Origin of the sequence: Ideonella lacteola, assembly GCF_038066555.1 — a bacterium.
Lineage (GTDB): Bacteria > Pseudomonadota > Gammaproteobacteria > Burkholderiales > Burkholderiaceae_C > Ideonella > Ideonella lacteola.
This window is the reverse complement of record NZ_JBBUTG010000010.1, coordinates 171,103-188,623: the sequence shown is the minus strand read 5'-3', so window position 1 is coordinate 188,623 and position 17,521 is coordinate 171,103. Positions and strand designations below refer to the sequence as shown.

Sequence of the window (17,521 nt, the reverse complement as noted above, 5' to 3'; positions counted from 1 at the left end):
TACCCGGATAAGGTTGAGGTGCGCCCCAAGCAACTTCAGGCAAGGAGAGATCACTATGACCGCCTCAACTATCGCACTGTAGGCGGCCAGCGACATGCTTTCGTGCGTGGACCAGAACCAGCCGCGACACGCACATTGCCCTCGCTGACGTCAGTCAGTGGCCGCGTCAGGCCTACGAAACGGCGAATCAGCGTGCGGACAGTTCAGCCACGTCAAGGTGCGCTACCGCGGCCTGGCCAAGAACACAGCGCAGTTGCACACGCTGTTCGCGCTGGCCAATTTGTGGATGGTGCACCGCCAATTGCCGAGAGGGGCATGAGGTGCGTCCACAGTTCTCCTATTCAGAGCTGCCAGCGGCCGAATCGAGGCTGCGAGCTGGAAGTTCGAGGCAAATCTCTGGACGGCGCCATCACACTCCGATTGGTTCAGCGCATCAACACGCCAGAGCATGAGTTGAGCAGAGCATCCCTAGAGAGGTTGCTTGAGGAGAGAAGTGCGAACTGTCGCCAGCTGTTCTTGCCTTTCCCTGAGCATCCTCGCCACGGCGTGCCCACTGCTGCTGCGAGGACACTGAGTTCAAGCAGGGCCCGACACAGATGGGCTGCAGTTTCCCTGGGACAGGTCACGACCGCCAATCAGGTGAATGGCGGCGATCGTTCGGCGGTAGTGAACTTTGCACGCGCATCGCCGCGCGAGTGCTCAGACTCTTGGCGCAACACCTGGGGCGACTTGGTCTTCGACAACACGGTCGCCGACCTGGGCAGAACCGGCGCGTAGTTGGCTGCGCGACGTGGGGTTGCACAGATAGACGCAGCTTCGGGTGGTCGGCCCCGTGTCCAACCTGCCCACCCAGTCGCTTGAGGCGTCTACGACCCTATTGCGACGTCTACGACCCTCTTGGCAAACAACAACGGAGCGGCAGGACCGCCCCGTCACTCCACCGTCACACTCTTCGCCAGGTTGCGCGGCTTGTCCACGTCTGTCCCACGCGCGCAGGCGGTGTGATAGGCCAGCAGTTGAAGCGGCACGACATGCAGGATGGGTGAGAGGGCGCCGTAGTGCTCGGGCATGCGGATGACGTGCAGGCCCTCGTCGGCGGTGATGCGGCTGTCGGCATCTGCGAAGACGAAGAGCTCGCCTTTGCGGGCGCGCACTTCCTGCATGTTGCTCTTCAGCTTTTCAAGCAGCGCGTCATGTGGCGCCACGGTCACCACGGGCATGTCGGCCGTCACGAGGGCCAGGGGGCCGTGCTTGAGTTCGCCGGCCGGGTAGGCCTCGGCGTGGATGTAGCTGATCTCCTTGAGCTTCAGCGCGCCTTCCAGCGCGATGGGGTAGTGCAGGCCGCGGCCGAGGAAGAGCGCGTTCTCTTTGCGCGCGAAGGCCTCGGCCCAGCTGACCACCTGGGGCTCGAGTGCCAGCACGGCTTGCAGGGCCACTGGCAGGTGGCGCATGGCCTTGAGGTGGGCGGCTTCTGCTTCATCGGTCAGGTGGCCGCGCACCTGCGCGAGCGAGAGGGTGAGCAGGAACAGGGCGGCGAGCTGGGTGGTGAAGGCCTTGGTACTGGCCACGCCCACCTCCACACCCGCCCGGGTGATGTAGGCCAGCGAGCATTCGCGCACCATGGCGCTGGTGGCCACATTGCAGATGGTGAGGGTGTGCGGCATGCCCAGTGAGCGCGCATGCTTCAGCGCGGCCAGCGTGTCGGCGGTTTCGCCGCTCTGGCTGATGGTGACGACGAGGGTGCGGGGGTCGGGCACGCTGTCGCGGTAGCGGTACTCGCTGGCGATCTCGACATCGGTCTTGATCTTGGCAATGCTCTCCAGCCAGTACTTCGCGGTAGAGCCCGCGTAGTAGCTGGTGCCGCAAGCCAGGATGAGCACGCGGTCCACGTCCTTGAACACGCGGTAGGCGCCGTCACCGAACAGCTCTGGCGTGATGCCCTGAACGCCTTCGAGCGTGTCGGCGATCGCGCGCGGCTGCTCGAAGATCTCCTTTTGCATGTAGTGGCGGTACGGGCCCAGCTCGGCCGCACCACTGGCCACCTGCACCGTCTTCACTTCGCGGCTCACGGGGCGGAACGGGCCATCGCGCGTTTCGCGCGCGGCGATCCAGTGCTTGCCCATTTGCAGATCGACCACATCACCTTCTTCGAGGTAGGCGATGCGGTCGGTCACGCCGGCCAGGGCCATGGCGTCGGACGCGAGATAGCGGGCGCCACTGGTCTCGTCCACGCCCAGCACCAGTGGCGAGCCTTCGCGCGCGCCCACCACGCGGTGAGGCTCGTCGCGGCAGAAGACGGCGATCGCGTAGGCACCCTTGAGGCGTTGCACACTGCGTTGCACCGCGTCGAAGAGATCGCCGTCGTAGTGGTGGTGCACCAGGTGGGCGATGACTTCGGTGTCGGTCTGGCTCTCGAACACGTAGCCCTTGGCCTTGAGTTCGTCACGCAGCTCGTCGTGGTTCTCGATGATGCCGTTGTGGACCAGCGCGATGCTGGGGTTGGCCGATTCGCGCGAGAAGTGCGGGTGCGCGTTGTGCACCGCCGGCGCACCGTGGGTAGCCCAGCGGGTGTGGGCGATGCCAGTGCCGCTGGCCACGCCGTCGTGCTGCACCTGGGTCAGCAGATCGGCCACGCGGGCGGTCGAGCGGCTGCGGCGCAGGCCGCCGTCTTGGTGCACGGCAATGCCGCAGGAGTCGTAGCCCCGGTACTCCAAGCGCTGCAGGCCTTGGACGAGGATAGGGACGATGTTCTGGGCGCTGACCGCGCCGACGATGCCGCACATGGGGTGCCTTTCGGTTCGGATGAGCTTGCTGAAGAGCCAGCTTCGTTGCAAGCGGAATGGCGGCATCGTAGGCGTCGCCATGAGAATCATGCTTTCAAATGAAAGCCTCCAGTGGAATAATCATCCACTGATTCTCCAGTACGCAATTAATCTTCACTACGAAGATCTACGTGCAATATTCCATCGACCTCGATCCCATCGACTGGCGCCTGCTCGATCTGCTGCAGGCCGATGCGAGCCTGACGAACCAGGCCCTGGCGGAAGCGGCCCATGTGTCGCCGGCCACGGCACTGCGCCGGGTGAAGCGGCTGCGGGACTTGGGGGTGATCGAGCGCATCACGGCCCTGCTCGCCCCGCGCTTCGCCGAGCGCGGCCTGAGTGCGATCTGCGAGATCACGCTCGATCGGCAAGGTGACGAGCACCAGGCGGCGTTCGAAGCGCGGGCCGTGGCCGATGCGGCGGTGCAGCAGTGCTGGCGGGTATCGCCGGGGCCCGATTTCGTGCTCGTCGCCTGGGCCGCGGACATGCCGGCGTTCCACGCCTTCACGCAGCGGCTGTTCACCCAGGATGCCAACGTGCGCAATGTGAAGACCTTCTTTGCGCTCAAGCGCGCCAAGTTCGACCCGCGGGTCGAGGCCATCACGCCCTAGGCGCTCGCGGCGCGCAGCCCGGCGGTCAAGCCGCGCGGGCCAGCTTCAACACGAAGGTGACGCCGCCGCCCGCTTCGGCCGGCTCGTTGCGAGCCTCGATGGTGCCGCCCATCTTGGCCATGTAGGTGCGTGCCACAAAGAGCCCCTGGCCTCGGTGCGCCGGGTCGGCGCCCGGCTCGCCAGCCGCGTCGGACACCCCGTATTCGAAGATGCGGTCGATCAGCGCCGGGGGGATCGGTTCACCCTCGTTGTGGATGGCGACTTCGACGCCCCCGCCCTCGGCTGCTGCCAGGCGGATGTCGATCACCGTGCCCTCGGGGCGGTAGCGATCGGCGTTGCGAAGCACATGGGTCACCACGTCCTCCAGCGCGTATTCGTCGCCCCGCACCAGGCACGGCTCACCGGCACTCTTGTAGCGCACGTCCTGGATGCCGGCGTGCGGCGCGTTGTCGGCCACATGGCGCAGGAACTCATTCACATCCAACGCCTGCACCGGCAGCGTCGTGGCCTCGAACGCCTCGGTGGGTGAGGCCTGGCCGTAGAGCACCCGCACCGCCTGCTGCATGCGCCGCAGGTAGCGGTGGCTGGGGTCGTCGTCACCAGGGTGCAGCGCCAACAGGCTCTGCAGCGGTGACATGATTTCGTGTCCCACCGCGTGCCACTGTTCGCGCTCTTGCGCGGTGCGGATCTGCTCGCGCCGGACATCGTCGTTCACCCGCTCCAGCAGCTCGGCCAACGTGCCGGCCAACAAGCCCAGCTCGTCGCTGCCGCGCAGATCGGCCACGTCCAGCCGTACCTCGTCTTCCACGCCACCCTTGAGGCTTTGCACCCCGTGGCGCACGGCGGCGGCGCGTTTGGTGAGCAACGTGATGCGGCGAACGATGCGCAGCTCGATCGCGGCCCAGGCCAGCACGATGGCGGCCAGCATCGCCACCACGATCCAGCCCACCCGCGCCGCCACCCGGCCCAGCGTGCGGTTGACGCTGCGCACGTCGCCCGTGAGCGTCAACTCGTAGCGGCCCAGCGGCGTGGCGATGGTGTCTTGGGCGACGAGCGGCTGGTCGTAGCCATCCACCTGCAGGCGGCGGATGAGCTGGGCGGTGAAGGCATCCCACCACGAGGGCTCGGCCACACCGGACACTTCGCCACCTTGCAGCAGCGCCAGCTCGGTGTCGCCTTGTGCGCCGGCCTTGGCCAGGCGCAGCGTTTCGCCAGGCAGCAGCAACGGCTGCAGATCGCTCAGGCCAAACGGGGGCGTGGCATCGGGCTGGTTGCTGTCGAACAGCGTCGCACCACTGGGCGCGAGCACCTGCACATGGACCTGGATGCGGTTCAGGTCGGCCGGCGGCCAGACGATCTGGCTGCGGCGCACCTGCAGCTCGTTGCGAAACAGCTCGATCGGCAGGCGCACGGAGTAGAACGCGCGGCGGGGGCAATCGTCGCCGCTCGGCCCGCCCGAGTAGCCATCGACACAGCGCGCGTCCTGCCAGAGCCAGCCCCGGAAATCGCGCACGGGCCGCAGGGCGGTCGTGCCGTTGGCGTCTTCTGCAAAGCCGGTGAGGCGGCCCCGCGCCGGCCCGCTGGCCACGTCGACCGCCGGCGCCGAAGCCGCGCCCACACGTTCACGCGATTCGATCTCGTAGGGCGCCAGCCAGCGCCACGCCTCACCGCGCATCGCCACCTCCACCCGCAGGCGGTGCGCCGCACTCAGATCGCGCACGCCGGGCGGCTTGGGCACCAGCTCGCCCGTGGCGAAGCTGCCCACCGCGTAGATGAAGCCGCCGGCCAGCGGGTTGCTGCCGATGGCCACGCACAGGGTGGCGCCATCGCCATACTGAACGCCGCAGCCCGCCATCTCGACGGCCTGCTGCACCTTGGCCTTGTCGTCGAAATCGATCGCCGAGAACGGCAGCACCACCGGGTGCAATGGCGTCACCGCCGTGCCGCGGGTGTCGGGGTTCAACAGCGCCAGCTGGCCGGTGGGGTGGCGCAGGCGCGCGACGATCTGCTCCTTGGTCTTGCCAAACCCCTCACGGTAGGCCTTGAGCCCCAGCTCTTTTTCTTCGCGCAGCACCAAGCCGGCGAGCGCCACGGTGGCCAACGCCAGCAGCACGAACACGCCGCGGAAGAACACCCGCAGCCGCAGCGGGATGCGGGTGGGCAGCAGCGCCTCGACGGTTTGCAGGCCGCGCGTCCAAACCAACTCAATGCCCCACGCTGTTCAGTACGCCACCGCGAGGCGGGGTACGGCGCGAAACGGGCTGCACGCACCGAGCCGGCTTCACTGGGGCACCGGCGGCGCCCCGGTGCGCCGCCGGTCGTGTTTCGGGGGAGTGCCTCATTCCCAGCGGAACCCGCGCATGGGCACGTTGGCGATGCCGTCGAAGGTCGGATCGATGTCGCGGAAAGCGTCGCGGATGGTGCTGACGTGCTTGCGGATGTTGTCGCGGTTGCGGCCGCTCTTGACCACCTGGTAGAGGTCTTCGTAGCTCACCACCTCGCCGCGCCGCTGGTAGAGCGCCGAGAGGATGCGCTGTGCGGTGAGTGGCAGGTTCACCCGCTGGCCGCGCCAGATGGCCGCGCCTTGGCGCAAGGGATCGAGCAGCAGTTCTTCCCGTGGCGCCGCCACCGGAGCGGGCGGCGCCTTGTCTTTGGTGGCCCGCAGGATGTCGAGAAAGGTCTCGACGAAATCGGCCTCGTCAAAGGTGGTCTTCTGCAGGTAGTCCCAGGCGTCGAGCGCCTTCATGATGCTGCGGTAGATGGCCGCCGGCATCGCCGAGACCACCAGCACCGGGGTGCCAGCGTGCCGCTTGTTGATCGCGTTGATGATGGCCACGCCCGCGTTGCGCTCGCGGCCCAGCTCGATGTCCAGCACCACCAGGTCGTAACGCTCGCGGGCCAGCGCGGCCTCGGCATCGTCGCGGGTGAACCAGGTGTCGATCTGGATGCCGGGTCGCGCCGCGGCGATCCAGCCGCACAGCTGCTGGCTGGTCGGCTGGTCGTCTTCGATCACCGCCACTTTCACCATGGGTCACTCCGGTTGAACTGCTGGTGGGGATTATCCCGAGGCGTCTACCCGGCCGGCGTGAAGGTTTCTTCCGCGATGCCCCGCAGCCCTTCACGGCCCGGTGCGAACTGGGTGCGCGCCGCTCTCGCTTGCTCTGCGGTGGTTTCGAAGAATGAGCGCCATGCCCCAGACGACGGGGCGCCACCCCACCACCGGGACACCGAGACACCGAGGACACCATGCAAGACGACACCACTTCACGCGAAGACCAACCGGCCGCTGACACCGCTGCCCCTACGCCCAACTCGGGCTGGACGGCGCGCCTCACCCGCATGGCCCGAGCCACTGGCATCGTCGCCCGCCGCAGTGCCAGCCAGGGCGTTCGCACCCTGCACTCGTCGCGGGTGGTGTTGCTGGTGGCCGCCGCGGCGGTTGGCTCGGCCTACGTGTTGTGGCAGAACCCGCCGCTGGCCAGCATCGAGCATGGCGACGTCGGCGTGCGCTCCAACCGGCTGACCGGCAGCACCACCGAGCTTCACGAGGGCAGCGCCATCGTGCTGCCGGGCCTGCACACCTTGCGCACCCTGCCGCTGCGTGACCAGGTCTACCGGCCGCAAGGCAGCCTGCGTGCCGATGGCGAATCGCCTTTCCAGTCGGTCGAGGGCCTGTCGCTCGGTGTGGACCTGTCGGTGCGCTACGCGCTGGACCCGACCCGCGTGGCGTCGATGGCCGCCAACCTGCCCAACGACCTGGGCAGCGATGTGGTGCAACCGGCCATCAACGGGGTCATCTACAAGGTGATGGCGCGCTACACGGTGCGCGAGATCTTCTCCAGCAAGCGCGCCGAGTTGCAGCAGGCCATCGAAACCGAGCTGAAGCCGCGCTTGGCCGCCGACGGCGTGCTGCTCAAGGGCATCACGCTCGGCAAGGTGGACCTGCCGGAAGACTACCGCCGCGGCATGGATCGCCTGCTGGCCGAAGAGCTTGCCGCCGAGAAGATGCGCTACACGCTCGCGCTGAAGGAAAAGCAAGTCGAGCAGACCGCACTGGAAGCCCAGGCGGAAGGTGTGCGCCGTGAAAAGCAGGCCGAAGCCGCTGCCAAAGAGCAGGTGATCGCCGCCCGGGCACAGGAGGAGGCGATGAAACATGTGCTGCCCTTCAAGCAAAAGCAGATCGAGCAGCGCCAGCTCGAGGCCGAGGCCGAAAAGCAGGCGCGGGTGAAGGCGGCTGAAGCTTCGGCGCAGGCCCGCCGCATCGAAGCCCAGGGCGAAGCCGATTCGCGTCAGAAGCTGGCCGATGCCGAGGCCTATCGCATGCAGAAGGTGGGCCAGGCCAACAGCGAGCAGATGGCCCGCGAAGGTGCGTTGATCACCCGGCACCCGCTGCTGATCCAGAAGACCCTGGCCGACAAGCTGTCGGACAAGGTGCAAGTGATCATCGCGCCCCCGCCGGCCGACGGTGGCTTCATCGGCTCGACGCTGTTGGGCACCCAGGCCAAGGCCAGCCTGCCGCCGCAGACGAACGGCATGCAGGACGCCGAAGCCTCGCAGGAACAGTGACCACCCCGCTCTCGCCCCACCACACCAGGAACTGACGATGATCACCACTGCCGCCGTTGCCGCCCTGTCGAGCCTCGCGCTCGTGACGCAGGACGCCACACCGCTGCGCGCCGCCCCCAGCGACGGCGCCCCCGCCCAGGCCCAGCTGTGGCCCGGCGACGCGCTCGAAGTGCGCGGCGAGCGCCTGGGCTACCTGCAGGTCTGGGACCACAAGCGCGAACGGGGCGGCTATGTGAAGGCGACGCAGGTGCGAGGTACCGACGCGAAGGAGGCCGATGCGCCCGAGCTGCTGGCGGTGTTGCGCTTCGTGAAGGACACCCCGGGCGCCGAGTCGCTGGGCATCGCCTACGCCGCGGCCTACCTCAAGGCCGCGCCAGCGCGCGACATCGGGCCCGAGGCGTTCGACGCCATCGGCACCATGGCCGAGCGGCTGGCCCGCCGCGCCACCTCGCGCAGCGCCACACTCAATGCCACGATCTCGGCCCATCTGGACAGCGTGGGCGCCTACGGCGTGCGCTGGTCCACCTTCGAACGGGAGGGCGCGGTGCAGCTGTGCTACGACGGCGACGCCTTCCGCCGCGTGCTCGCCATGCCGCAATCGACGCCGGAGCAGCAGGCCCGCGCGGTGCTGAGCCTGACGCGACACGATTGCGTCGACCCGGCGCTGAAACCCACCGAGCGCGAAGCCCATGACCGCTGGCGCGCCGACCTGCTGGACAAGCTGTCGAGCAGCAGCGTCGCCGCACTGCCCGAGTGGACGAAGAACAAGCTGCGCCTGCGCCGCGCAGGTGTCTGGTCGGCGCTCGCCTTTGCCCAGGCCCGCCGGGGCGACAGCGCGCAGGCCGCAGGACAACGTGCCGTCGACGAATTGGCCGCCGTGCGCAACACCGAATTGGCCGAGGAAGACCAGGCCGAATACAACGACGCGGCGATCCGTGTGGGTGCCTCACGCTGGGCGGCCATGCCGGCCGCCAACGCCGTGCCGGACCTGAGCCGCCGCCCGACCTTGATCACCCAGGCCGGCGAGCCCGGCGAGACCTGCCTGCTGCTGGTGGATGCCCAGCACGACGCGAAGAAGCCGCTGCTGCGCCGCTGCACCTGGGGCGTGGTGTGGCTGAACTCCGCCACGGCCGACCCTGGGGCCACGACACTGACGTTGGCGGTGCAGCCGCTGGCCACCTGGCGCGAGCTGTGGGTGCTGCGCAAGGCAGGTGCCGAAGCCAGCGCCACCGACAGCGGTTGGACGATCGATGTGCTGCCGCCCGCGCCGGGCAACCCGATGGGCGCGGACGCGGGCTACGTCGAGTACGCCGGCTTCGCGCCGGGCACCGAGCCCAAGCTGCTGCTGGCCCGCGAATCACGCACCGACGGCCGCTGGAGCCGCCGCTTCGAGGTGGCCCGCCTGCCGACGCTGACCACCGACAAGTTCGCCAGCACGCCGCAGATCCTGGCCGCCTTTCAGCGCTACCAGGATGCCGGCTGGAAGCGCAGCACGGTCAGCCTTCGCTGAGATGGCGCACCGAGGCCACCCCATGTTCCTGAACTGGATGTGACGCTGTCGTGAGAGGGAGAGAGAAGCAGGAGAGGAAGTGACCCGAAGAGGTCCAGGCCGGGCAGCATCCGCTGCCCGGCCTTTTTCCCGGTGTTCTCCGCTGGTCGGGGCGCGCACACGCCGCCAGCAGCGGGCGGCGCGCCGCCGGGGCTATTGCTTGAGGATGGCCAGGCCCTTGAGGTACTCGCCCTCGGGGAACATCAAGGTGGTGGGATGGTCCGGCGCGCCCTCCAGGCGCGCGAGGATGGCGCCATCCACACCGGCATCCATGGCCGCGCCGGCGACGATCTTGTGGAACAACTCCGCCCCCACGCCGCCCGAGCAGCTGAAGGTGAGCAGCAAGCCGCCCGGCGCCAGGAGCTTCAGGCCCAGTCGGTTGATGTCCTTGTAAGCCCGCGCGGCTCGCTCGGCGTGAGCCGCCGTGGGGGCGAACTTGGGCGGGTCGAGCACGATGGCGTCGAAACGCTCGCCGTTTTTCAATGCCTCGCGCAGGTAGCCATTCACATCCGCGTCCAGGGCCTGGTGGCGCGCGGGGTCGTGCCCATTGAGCGCCACATGGGCGGTGGCCCGGGCCAGTGCCGGGGCCGAGGAATCGACACTGACCACCTGCTCGGCCCCGCCCGCGAGCGAAGCGACGCTGAAGCCGCCGGTGTAGCTGTAGCAGTTGAGCACGCGCTTGCAGCCGAAGCGGCGCACCCAGTCGGCCAGGCGCGCGCGGTTGTCGCGCTGGTCGAGGTAGAAGCCGGTCTTGTGGCCCTCGTGGACGTCGAGCGTCAGCTGCCAGCCATGCTCGCGGATGGTGACCTCGGTCGCGCCCTCGCCACGCAACCAGCCGGTCACGGCCGGAAGCCCTTCGAGCTGGCGCACGCCCGAGTCGGAGCGCTCGTACAGCCGGGTGCAGCCGGTGATCTGCAGCAGCACGTCGGCGATCGTGCTCTTGAACCGCTCGGTGCCGGCGGATAGGAACTGCGCGCTCAGCAGATCGCCATAGCGGTCGACCACCAGGCCGGGCAGGCCATCGGCCTCGCCGTGGATCAGCCGCACGCCATCACTCTCCACGGCCATGCGCTGCCGCAACGCCACCGCCGCACCGATGCGGCGCTTGAAGAATGCATGGTCGACACGCTCGTTCTCGTCGAAGGTCCAGGCGCGCACGCGGATCTGGGAGCTGGGGCTGTAGGCCGCCCACGCGAGGAACTTGCCCTCGTGGCTTTCGACACGCACGGTCTCGCCGGCATCGGCCTGGCCCTTGGCGATGCTGCCGGCAAACACCCAGGGGTGGCGGCGCAGCATCGAACGTTCTTTGCCCTCACGAAGGCGGATCACTTTCATGGGCCGGATTGTCGCGCGACGCGACCCGGCGCCCGCATCGGCCACCGCAACAGCCGATCGACACCTGTACGAATTTCTACTGAACTGGGGAAAACCAGGAACAACCTGTGCAACCGAGTACCAGTTGAAACCACCCGGGTATCAATACCGCATGGGCGGTCATCGCAAGATGAGGCCCTCGCCAGCGCCTTAGCGTCCGGCGCGGCACCGCCTCAAAGACCAAGGAGACAACCGATGAAGATCCACGCCATCCGGGCCGCCTGCGCGGCCGCCGTCCTGGGCCTGGCCGGCCTCGGAGCCCACGCTGCCACCGAGCTGGTCGTTGCCACCGTGAACAACGGGCACATGATCGAGATGCAGAAGCTCGGCAAGAACTTCGAGGCGGCCAACCCCGACATCAAGCTGAAGTGGGTGGTGCTCGAAGAGGGCGTGCTGCGCCAGCGCGTGACCACCGACATCGCCACCAAGGGCGGCCAATTCGATGTGATGACCATCGGCATGTACGAAACGCCGATCTGGGGCAAGAAGGGCTGGCTGAAAGAGCTGAAGCCCGATGCGGCCTACGACGTGGACGACGTGCTGCCGGCCATCCGCAACGGCTTGTCGGTCGACGGCAAGCTCTACGCCGCCCCCTTCTACGGCGAAAGCTCGATGCTGATGTACCGCACCGACCTCGCCACCAAGGCCGGCATCAAGTTCGCCGACCGCCCCACCTGGGACCAGGTGCGCGACGCCGCCGCCAAGATGCACGACCCGGCCAACGGCGTCTACGGCATCTGCCTGCGCGGCAAGCCGGGCTGGGGCGACAACATGGCCTTCATCACGACGATGGTCAATGCCTTCGGCGGCCAATGGTTCGACCTGAGCTGGAAGCCGCAGTTGGAGTCCAAGGCCTGGAAGGATGCCGTCACCCTGTACGTGGACATGCTGAAGAAGTACGGGCCGCCTGGATCCTCGGCCAACAGCTTCAATGAAATCCTGGCGCTGTACAACGAAGGCAAGTGCGGCATGTGGGTGGACGCCTCCATCGCGGCCTCATTCGTGAGCGACCCGAAGCAGAGCAAGGTCGCCGACAAGGTGGACTTTGTGCAGGCCCCGTCGGCCGTGACCGACAAGGGTGCGAACTGGCTGTGGGCCTGGGCACTGGCCATCCCGAACAGCGCGAAGAACCCGGACGCGGCGCAGAAGTTCATCAACTGGGCGACCTCGAAGGACTACATCAAGCTAGTCGCCAAGGAAGAAGGCTGGGCCGCCGTGCCGACGGGCACCCGCAAGTCGACCTACCTGACGCGCGAATTCCGCCAGGCCGCGAAGTTCGCGGCGGCCGAGCAGCGCGCGATGCTGTCGGCCAACCCGAACGACGCCACGCTGCCCAAGAGCCCGTATGTCGGCGTGCAGTTCGCTGCCATCCCTGAGTTCGCCTCGATCGGCATCGCGGTGGGCCAGCAGATGAGCGCGGCGCTGGCGGGCAAGGCCACGGTGGATGAGGCGCTGAAGGCCTCGCAAGTGGCGGCCGATCGCGAAATGCGCAAGGCGGGGTACTACAAGTGAGGCCCGGGGCGGCGGCCTTCCGCCGCCCGCCACTGCCCCTGTGAATGACACCCGTCCCGCGGCGGCACGCGCCGCCTCGGGACGGGGGAGTGCCCCGATGAACCGATTGCTGCCCCGCGCCTTGATGGCGCCCGCGGTCGCCACCTTGTTCTTGTGGATGATCGTGCCGCTGGCGATGACGCTGTACTTCAGCGTCATCCGCTTCAACCTGATGCAACCTGAGGCCACGGGCTTCATCGGGCTGCAGAACTTCGAATTCTTCGTCACCGATCCGTCGTTCACCGCCTCCGTGTTGAACACGCTGTGGTTGTTGGGCAGCGTGATCGTGATCACCGTGGTGCTGGGCACCGGCCTGGCGCTGCTGATCGACGCGCCCTTCCCGGGCCGCGGCCTCGTGCGCGTGCTGCTCATCTCGCCGTTCTTTGTGATGCCCACGGTGAACGCGCTGCTGTGGAAGCACATGATGATGAACCCGATCTACGGCGTGCTCGCGCAGGTCTGGAAGTTCTTTGGCGCCGAGCCAGTGGACTGGCTCACCCAGTGGCCGCTGCTGAGCGTGATCATCATGATCAGCTGGCAGTGGTTGCCATTCGCGACGCTGATCTTCATGACGGCGCTGCAATCGCTCAACCGAGAGCAACTGGAGGCGGCTCGCATGGACGGCGCCACCTACCTGCAGCAGCTTCGCTACATGGTGCTGCCGCACCTGGCGCGATCGATGGCCGTGGTGATCATGATCGAGATGATCTTCCTGATCTCGGTGTTCGCCGAGATCTACACCACCACCGGCGGCGGCCCGGGAGACGCGAGCACGAACGTCGCGTTCCTGATCTACAAGCAGGCGCTGATGAGCTTCGATGCGGGGGTGGCTTCGGCCGGTGCCCTGTTCGCGGTGCTGCTGGCCAACGTGGCCGCCATCTTCCTCATCCGCCTGATCGGCAAGAACCTGGACTGAGGGAGCGCACGCCATGGCACGACCGACGCCTTTTCCCACCGCGCTGGTGCTGCGAACGATCGCGGCCTGGCTGGTGACGCTGTTGCTCTTCTTCCCGCTGGGCTGGCTGGTGTTGACCGCCTTCAAGACCGAGATGCAGGCCATCCATGTGCCGCCGCTGCTGGTTTTCGAGCCGACGCTGGAGAACTTCACCACCGTGAACGAGCGCAGCGACTACCTGCTGTACGCGAAGAACTCGGTGATCACCAGCGTGATCTCGACATTGCTGGGCCTGGCCATCGCGGCGCCCGCCGCCTACTCGATGGCGTTCTTTCGCAGCCCGCGCACCCGCGACATCCTGATGTGGATGCTCTCGACCAAGATGATGCCTGCGGTGGGCGCCCTGGTGCCCATCTACGTGCTGGCCCAGAAGGCCTCGCTGCTGGACACCCACCTCAGCCTGATCATCGTCTTCACGATGAGCAACCTGCCGATCATGGTGTGGATGCTGTATTCGCACTTCAAGGACATCCCGTCGGAGATCCTCGAAGCCGCGCGCATGGACGGCGCCACGCTCTGGCAGGAGGCCCGATTGGTGCTGCTGCCGCTGGGCATGGGCGGCCTCGCATCCACCGGCCTGTTGTGCCTGGTGCTGTCGTGGAACGAGGCCTTCTGGTCGCTCAACCTCAGCTCCAGCAATGCCGGCACGCTGGCCACGCTGATCGCCTCGTACTCCAGCCCCGAGGGGCTGTTCTGGGCCAAGTTGTCGGCCGCCTCACTGCTGGCGATCGCCCCGATCGTCGTCTTCGGCTGGTTCAGCCAGAAGCAGCTGGTGCAGGGCCTGACCTTCGGCGCCGTCAAGTGACATCAAGGATCTCCACATGGCCTACCTCGAACTGAAGGGCATCCAGAAGCACTTCGGCCCGGTGCACACCATCCGCGGCATCGATCTCGCGATCCAGCAGGGCGAATTCATCGTCTTCGTCGGCCCCTCGGGCTGCGGCAAATCGACGCTGCTGCGCCTGATCGCCGGGCTGGAGACGATCACCGATGGCAGCCTGATGCTCGACGGACGCGACATCACCGATGCCCCCTCGTCCAAACGCGACCTGGCGATGGTGTTCCAAAGCTATGCGCTGTACCCGCACATGAGCGTGTTCGAGAACATGAGCTTTGCGCTCAAGCTGGCGAAGGCGGATCCCGCCGTGATCCGCGACAAGGTCGAGCGCGCGGCGCGTATCCTGAACCTCACCCCTTACCTGCAACGCACACCCAAAGAACTCTCGGGCGGTCAGCGACAGCGGGTTGCCATCGGCCGGGCGATCGTGCGTTCGCCGAAGGTGTTTCTCTTCGACGAGCCACTCTCCAACCTGGATGCGGCGCTGCGTGGGCAGACACGTGTCGAAATCGCACGGCTGCACCGTGAGCTGGGCGCCACCACCATCTATGTGACGCACGACCAGGTCGAGGCCATGACCCTGGCCGACCGCGTGGTGGTGCTGCGCGACGGCCGCATCGAGCAGGTGGGCACACCGCTGGAGCTGTACGACAAGCCCGCGAACCAGTTCGTGGCGCAATTCATCGGCACGCCGCAGATGAATGTGGTGCCCGCGTCGCAGGTGCCGCAGCTCGAAGACGTGTGCGGCCTGCCGGTGCCACCGGCCGGATTCGTGGGCCTGCGCCCCGAAAGCGTGACCATCGTGCCCGCGGGCCAAGGGCCGTTCAACGGCCGCGTCGAGTTGCTGGAAGCGCTGGGGGCCGAGACGTTGATCTACCTCAGCACCGAAGGAGGGGCCCAGCTCGTCTCCCGCCAGGCCACACGAACGCTCTTGCAGGTGGGGCAGACGGTGGGCGTGGCCATCGATGCCGACGCCGCCCACCTCTTTGATGCGCAAGGGCGCGTCACCCGCCATGGTGCGGCAGCCCCCGTGAAGGTGGCCGCATGAACCAAGCCCCCTTCGTGATGCTGCACCTCGGGCTGGGCTCGTTCCACCGGGCCCACCAGGCGGTGTACCTGCATGCGCTTCAGCAAACAGGTGATCTCGGCTGGGCGCTGGAAGGCGGCCATCTGCGCGACGACATGCCCGACGTGATCGAAGCGCTGCGCCACCAAGGCGGCGCCTACATGCTGGAGACCGTGGCGCCCGATGGCCAGGTGCGCTATGAGCGCATCACCTCGATCCGCCGGGTGTACCCGTTCGAGCCTTCATTGTCGGGCCTGATCGAGGCGGCAGCCCAGCCCAACACCCGCATCATTTCGTTCACCGTCACCGAGGCGGGCTACTACCTCGATGCCCGCAACGAGCTGGATTTCAGCTTCCCCGACCTGTCGGCTGACGTGGCCGCGGCACAGCAACAACGACCCGGCGGCACCATCTACGGCGCACTCACGGCGATGCTGCGAGAGCGCATGCGGCGCGGCAGCGGCCCGGTCACGCTGCTGAACTGCGACAACCTGCGGCACAACGGCGATCGCTCGCGCAGCGGCCTGCTGCAGTTCATCGATCGGCTGGGCGACGCGGCGCTGAGAGCGTGGGTCGAGACCCACACGACCAGCCCGAACGCGATGGTCGACCGCATCACCCCGCGGCCCACCGACGCCGTGCGGCAGCGCGTGCTCGCCGCCACCGGCGTGGACGACCCGGCAGCCCTGATGGGCGAGCAGTTCATCCAGTGGGTGATCGAAGATCGGTTCGCTGCCGGCCGGCCCGCCTGGGAGGCGGTGGGTGTCGAGATGGTGGACTCGGTGGCGCCCTATGAAGAGGCCAAGATCCGGCTGCTCAACGCCACGCACAGCTGCATCGCCTGGGCGGGCACGCTGCGCGGCTACGACTACATCCACGAGGGCACGCGCGACGCCGCCATCCGCCAGATGGCCTTCGCCTACGCGACCGACGATGCCATCCCGGTGCTCTCGCCAAGCCCGCTCGACCTGGCCAACTACCGCGACACGGTGCTCGACCGATTCGCCAACGCGGCGATACGCGACACCAACCAGCGTGTCGCGATGGACGGGTTCTCGAAGATCCCCGGTTTCATCGCCCCCACCGTGCGCGAGCGACTGGCACGGGGTGAATCGATCGACAGCGTGGCGATGCTGCCGGCGCTGTTCCTCGCCTTTCTGCAACGCTGGCGGCGCGGTGCCCTGCCCTACGACTACCAGGACCAGGCCATGGACCCGTCGGTGGCCGCGGCCGTGTGTGACGCCGACGATCCGGTGAGTGCGCTGGCGGCGTTGCCCGTGCTGTGGGGAGCGCAGGCCGGCGATGCGCGGCTGGTGGCCGCATTGCGCCAGGCCAGCGCCCGTGTGGCCGCCTTCATCAACCAAGCCTCATGAACCCACGCCTTCACGAACGACACGCGCTGCTGACGGGCGCCGGTGGCGGCATCGGCATGGCGGTGGCGGAAGCCTTCGCGCGCGAAGGGGCACGTTGCACGGTGGTCGACCTGCCTGCCGAGCCGTCACCGGCCTTTCAAGCGATGAACGAGGCCACCGGCGGCCGCCTGCACTATTGCAGCGCCGATGTGACCCGCCCCGGCGAGGTGGACGCGCTGCTGGCGCTGGCGGAGGCGCAGAACGGCATCGTCGACGTGCTGTTCAACAACGCGGCCATCTTCGACATGGCGCCGCTGCTCGACAGCGACGAGGCCATGTTCGATCGCCTCTTCGCGGTCAACGTGAAGGCGATGTTCTTCGTGATGCAGAAGGTGCTGGCTCGGATGGTCGCGGCGCAGCGCAGCGGCAGCGTGATCAACCTCAGCTCACAGGCGGGTCGCCGTGGTGAAGCCCTGGTCTCGCACTACTGCGCCACCAAGGCGGCGGTGATCAGCTACACGCAGAGCGCCGCGCTGGCGATGGCGCCCCACGGCATCCGCGTGAACGCCATCGCCCCCGGCGTGATCGACACCCCGATGTGGGGCCACGTGGATGCGCTGTTCGCCCGCTACGAGCAATTGCCGCTGGGCGAGAAGAAGCGGCGGGTCGGCGAGGCGGTGCCGCTGGGCCGCATGGGCCGGCCGCACGACCTGACGGGTGCCGCCGTGTTCCTGGCCAGCGACGAGTCAGCCTACATCACCGCGCAGACGCTGAATGTCGACGGCGGCTCGGTGATGAGCTGACGGATTCAGTCTCTCGCGTGGCACCATCTCTTCA

13 protein-coding genes and 1 pseudogene are annotated in these 17,521 nt (G+C 67.5%); 10 read left to right on the top strand and 4 right to left on the bottom strand.

Annotated features, from left to right (window positions below; genetic code table 11):
• Window positions 1-199 precede the first annotated feature (199 nt).
• Window positions 200-304, top strand: a pseudogene (locus AACH06_RS16730) (IS5/IS1182 family transposase); the annotation flags it as partial.
• A 628-nt stretch (window positions 305-932) separates the two neighbouring features.
• Here AACH06_RS16730 and glmS read toward each other — a convergent pair.
• Complete coding sequence (gene glmS, locus AACH06_RS16725; protein ID WP_341426882.1) at window positions 933-2,783, bottom strand: glutamine--fructose-6-phosphate transaminase (isomerizing); 1,851 nt, start codon at window positions 2,781-2,783, stop codon at window positions 933-935.
• 170 nt (window positions 2,784-2,953) lie between these two features.
• Between glmS and AACH06_RS16720 the strand changes: the two genes are divergently transcribed.
• On the top strand, window positions 2,954-3,433 hold the full coding sequence (locus AACH06_RS16720; protein WP_341426881.1) for an Lrp/AsnC family transcriptional regulator: 480 nt from the start codon (window positions 2,954-2,956) through the stop codon (window positions 3,431-3,433).
• A 25-nt stretch (window positions 3,434-3,458) separates the two neighbouring features.
• Here the strand turns inward: AACH06_RS16720 and AACH06_RS16715 are convergent, their stop codons facing one another.
• The gene (locus AACH06_RS16715) at window positions 3,459-5,636 is read right to left on the bottom strand and encodes a sensor histidine kinase (RefSeq protein ID WP_341426880.1); all 2,178 of its coding nucleotides are present in this window, start codon (window positions 5,634-5,636) and stop codon (window positions 3,459-3,461) included.
• Between the two features lie 135 nt (window positions 5,637-5,771).
• Window positions 5,772-6,461: a response regulator transcription factor gene (locus AACH06_RS16710; RefSeq protein ID WP_341426879.1), complete on the bottom strand. Its 690-nt coding sequence runs from the start codon at window positions 6,459-6,461 to the stop codon at window positions 5,772-5,774.
• 311 nt (window positions 6,462-6,772) lie between these two features.
• Here AACH06_RS16710 and AACH06_RS16705 point away from each other — a divergent pair, with 311 nt between their 5' ends.
• Window positions 6,773-7,999, top strand: coding sequence for a prohibitin family protein (locus AACH06_RS16705; RefSeq protein WP_423222046.1), 1,227 nt, complete (start codon window positions 6,773-6,775; stop codon window positions 7,997-7,999).
• 37 nt (window positions 8,000-8,036) lie between these two features.
• Complete coding sequence (locus AACH06_RS16700) at window positions 8,037-9,509, top strand: SH3 domain-containing protein (RefSeq protein WP_341426877.1); 1,473 nt, start codon at window positions 8,037-8,039, stop codon at window positions 9,507-9,509.
• Window positions 9,510-9,701: 192 nt separating this feature from the next.
• Here the strand turns inward: AACH06_RS16700 and AACH06_RS16695 are convergent, their stop codons facing one another.
• A complete protein-coding gene (locus AACH06_RS16695) occupies window positions 9,702-10,883 on the bottom strand; it encodes a class I SAM-dependent rRNA methyltransferase (protein ID WP_341426876.1) in 1,182 nt (393 codons plus the stop codon).
• 234 nt (window positions 10,884-11,117) lie between these two features.
• On the opposite strand from AACH06_RS16695, the gene AACH06_RS16690 reads away from it, so the two are divergent.
• From AACH06_RS16690 to AACH06_RS16665, 6 genes are all read left to right on the top strand, one after another.
• Window positions 11,118-12,434: an ABC transporter substrate-binding protein gene (locus AACH06_RS16690; RefSeq protein ID WP_341426875.1), complete on the top strand. Its 1,317-nt coding sequence runs from the start codon at window positions 11,118-11,120 to the stop codon at window positions 12,432-12,434.
• Between the two features lie 97 nt (window positions 12,435-12,531).
• On the top strand, window positions 12,532-13,389 hold the full coding sequence (locus AACH06_RS16685; protein WP_341426874.1) for a carbohydrate ABC transporter permease: 858 nt from the start codon (window positions 12,532-12,534) through the stop codon (window positions 13,387-13,389).
• Window positions 13,390-13,402: 13 nt separating this feature from the next.
• A complete protein-coding gene (locus tag AACH06_RS16680; protein WP_341426873.1) occupies window positions 13,403-14,233 on the top strand; it encodes a carbohydrate ABC transporter permease in 831 nt (276 codons plus the stop codon).
• A gap of 16 nt (window positions 14,234-14,249) precedes the next feature.
• Window positions 14,250-15,314 carry an ABC transporter ATP-binding protein gene (locus AACH06_RS16675; protein WP_341426872.1) on the top strand — a complete coding sequence of 355 codons (1,065 nt, stop codon included), beginning with the start codon at window positions 14,250-14,252 and terminating at the stop codon, window positions 15,312-15,314.
• Window positions 15,311-16,705, top strand: coding sequence for a D-arabinitol 4-dehydrogenase (dalD, locus tag AACH06_RS16670; protein WP_341426871.1), 1,395 nt, complete (start codon window positions 15,311-15,313; stop codon window positions 16,703-16,705). The genes AACH06_RS16675 and dalD overlap by 4 nt, the downstream gene beginning before the upstream one ends.
• Entirely contained in the window at window positions 16,702-17,487 is a 786-nt protein-coding gene (locus AACH06_RS16665; protein ID WP_341426870.1) for an L-iditol 2-dehydrogenase, read from the top strand. The genes dalD and AACH06_RS16665 overlap by 4 nt, the downstream gene beginning before the upstream one ends.
• Window positions 17,488-17,521: the final 34 nt, after the last annotated feature.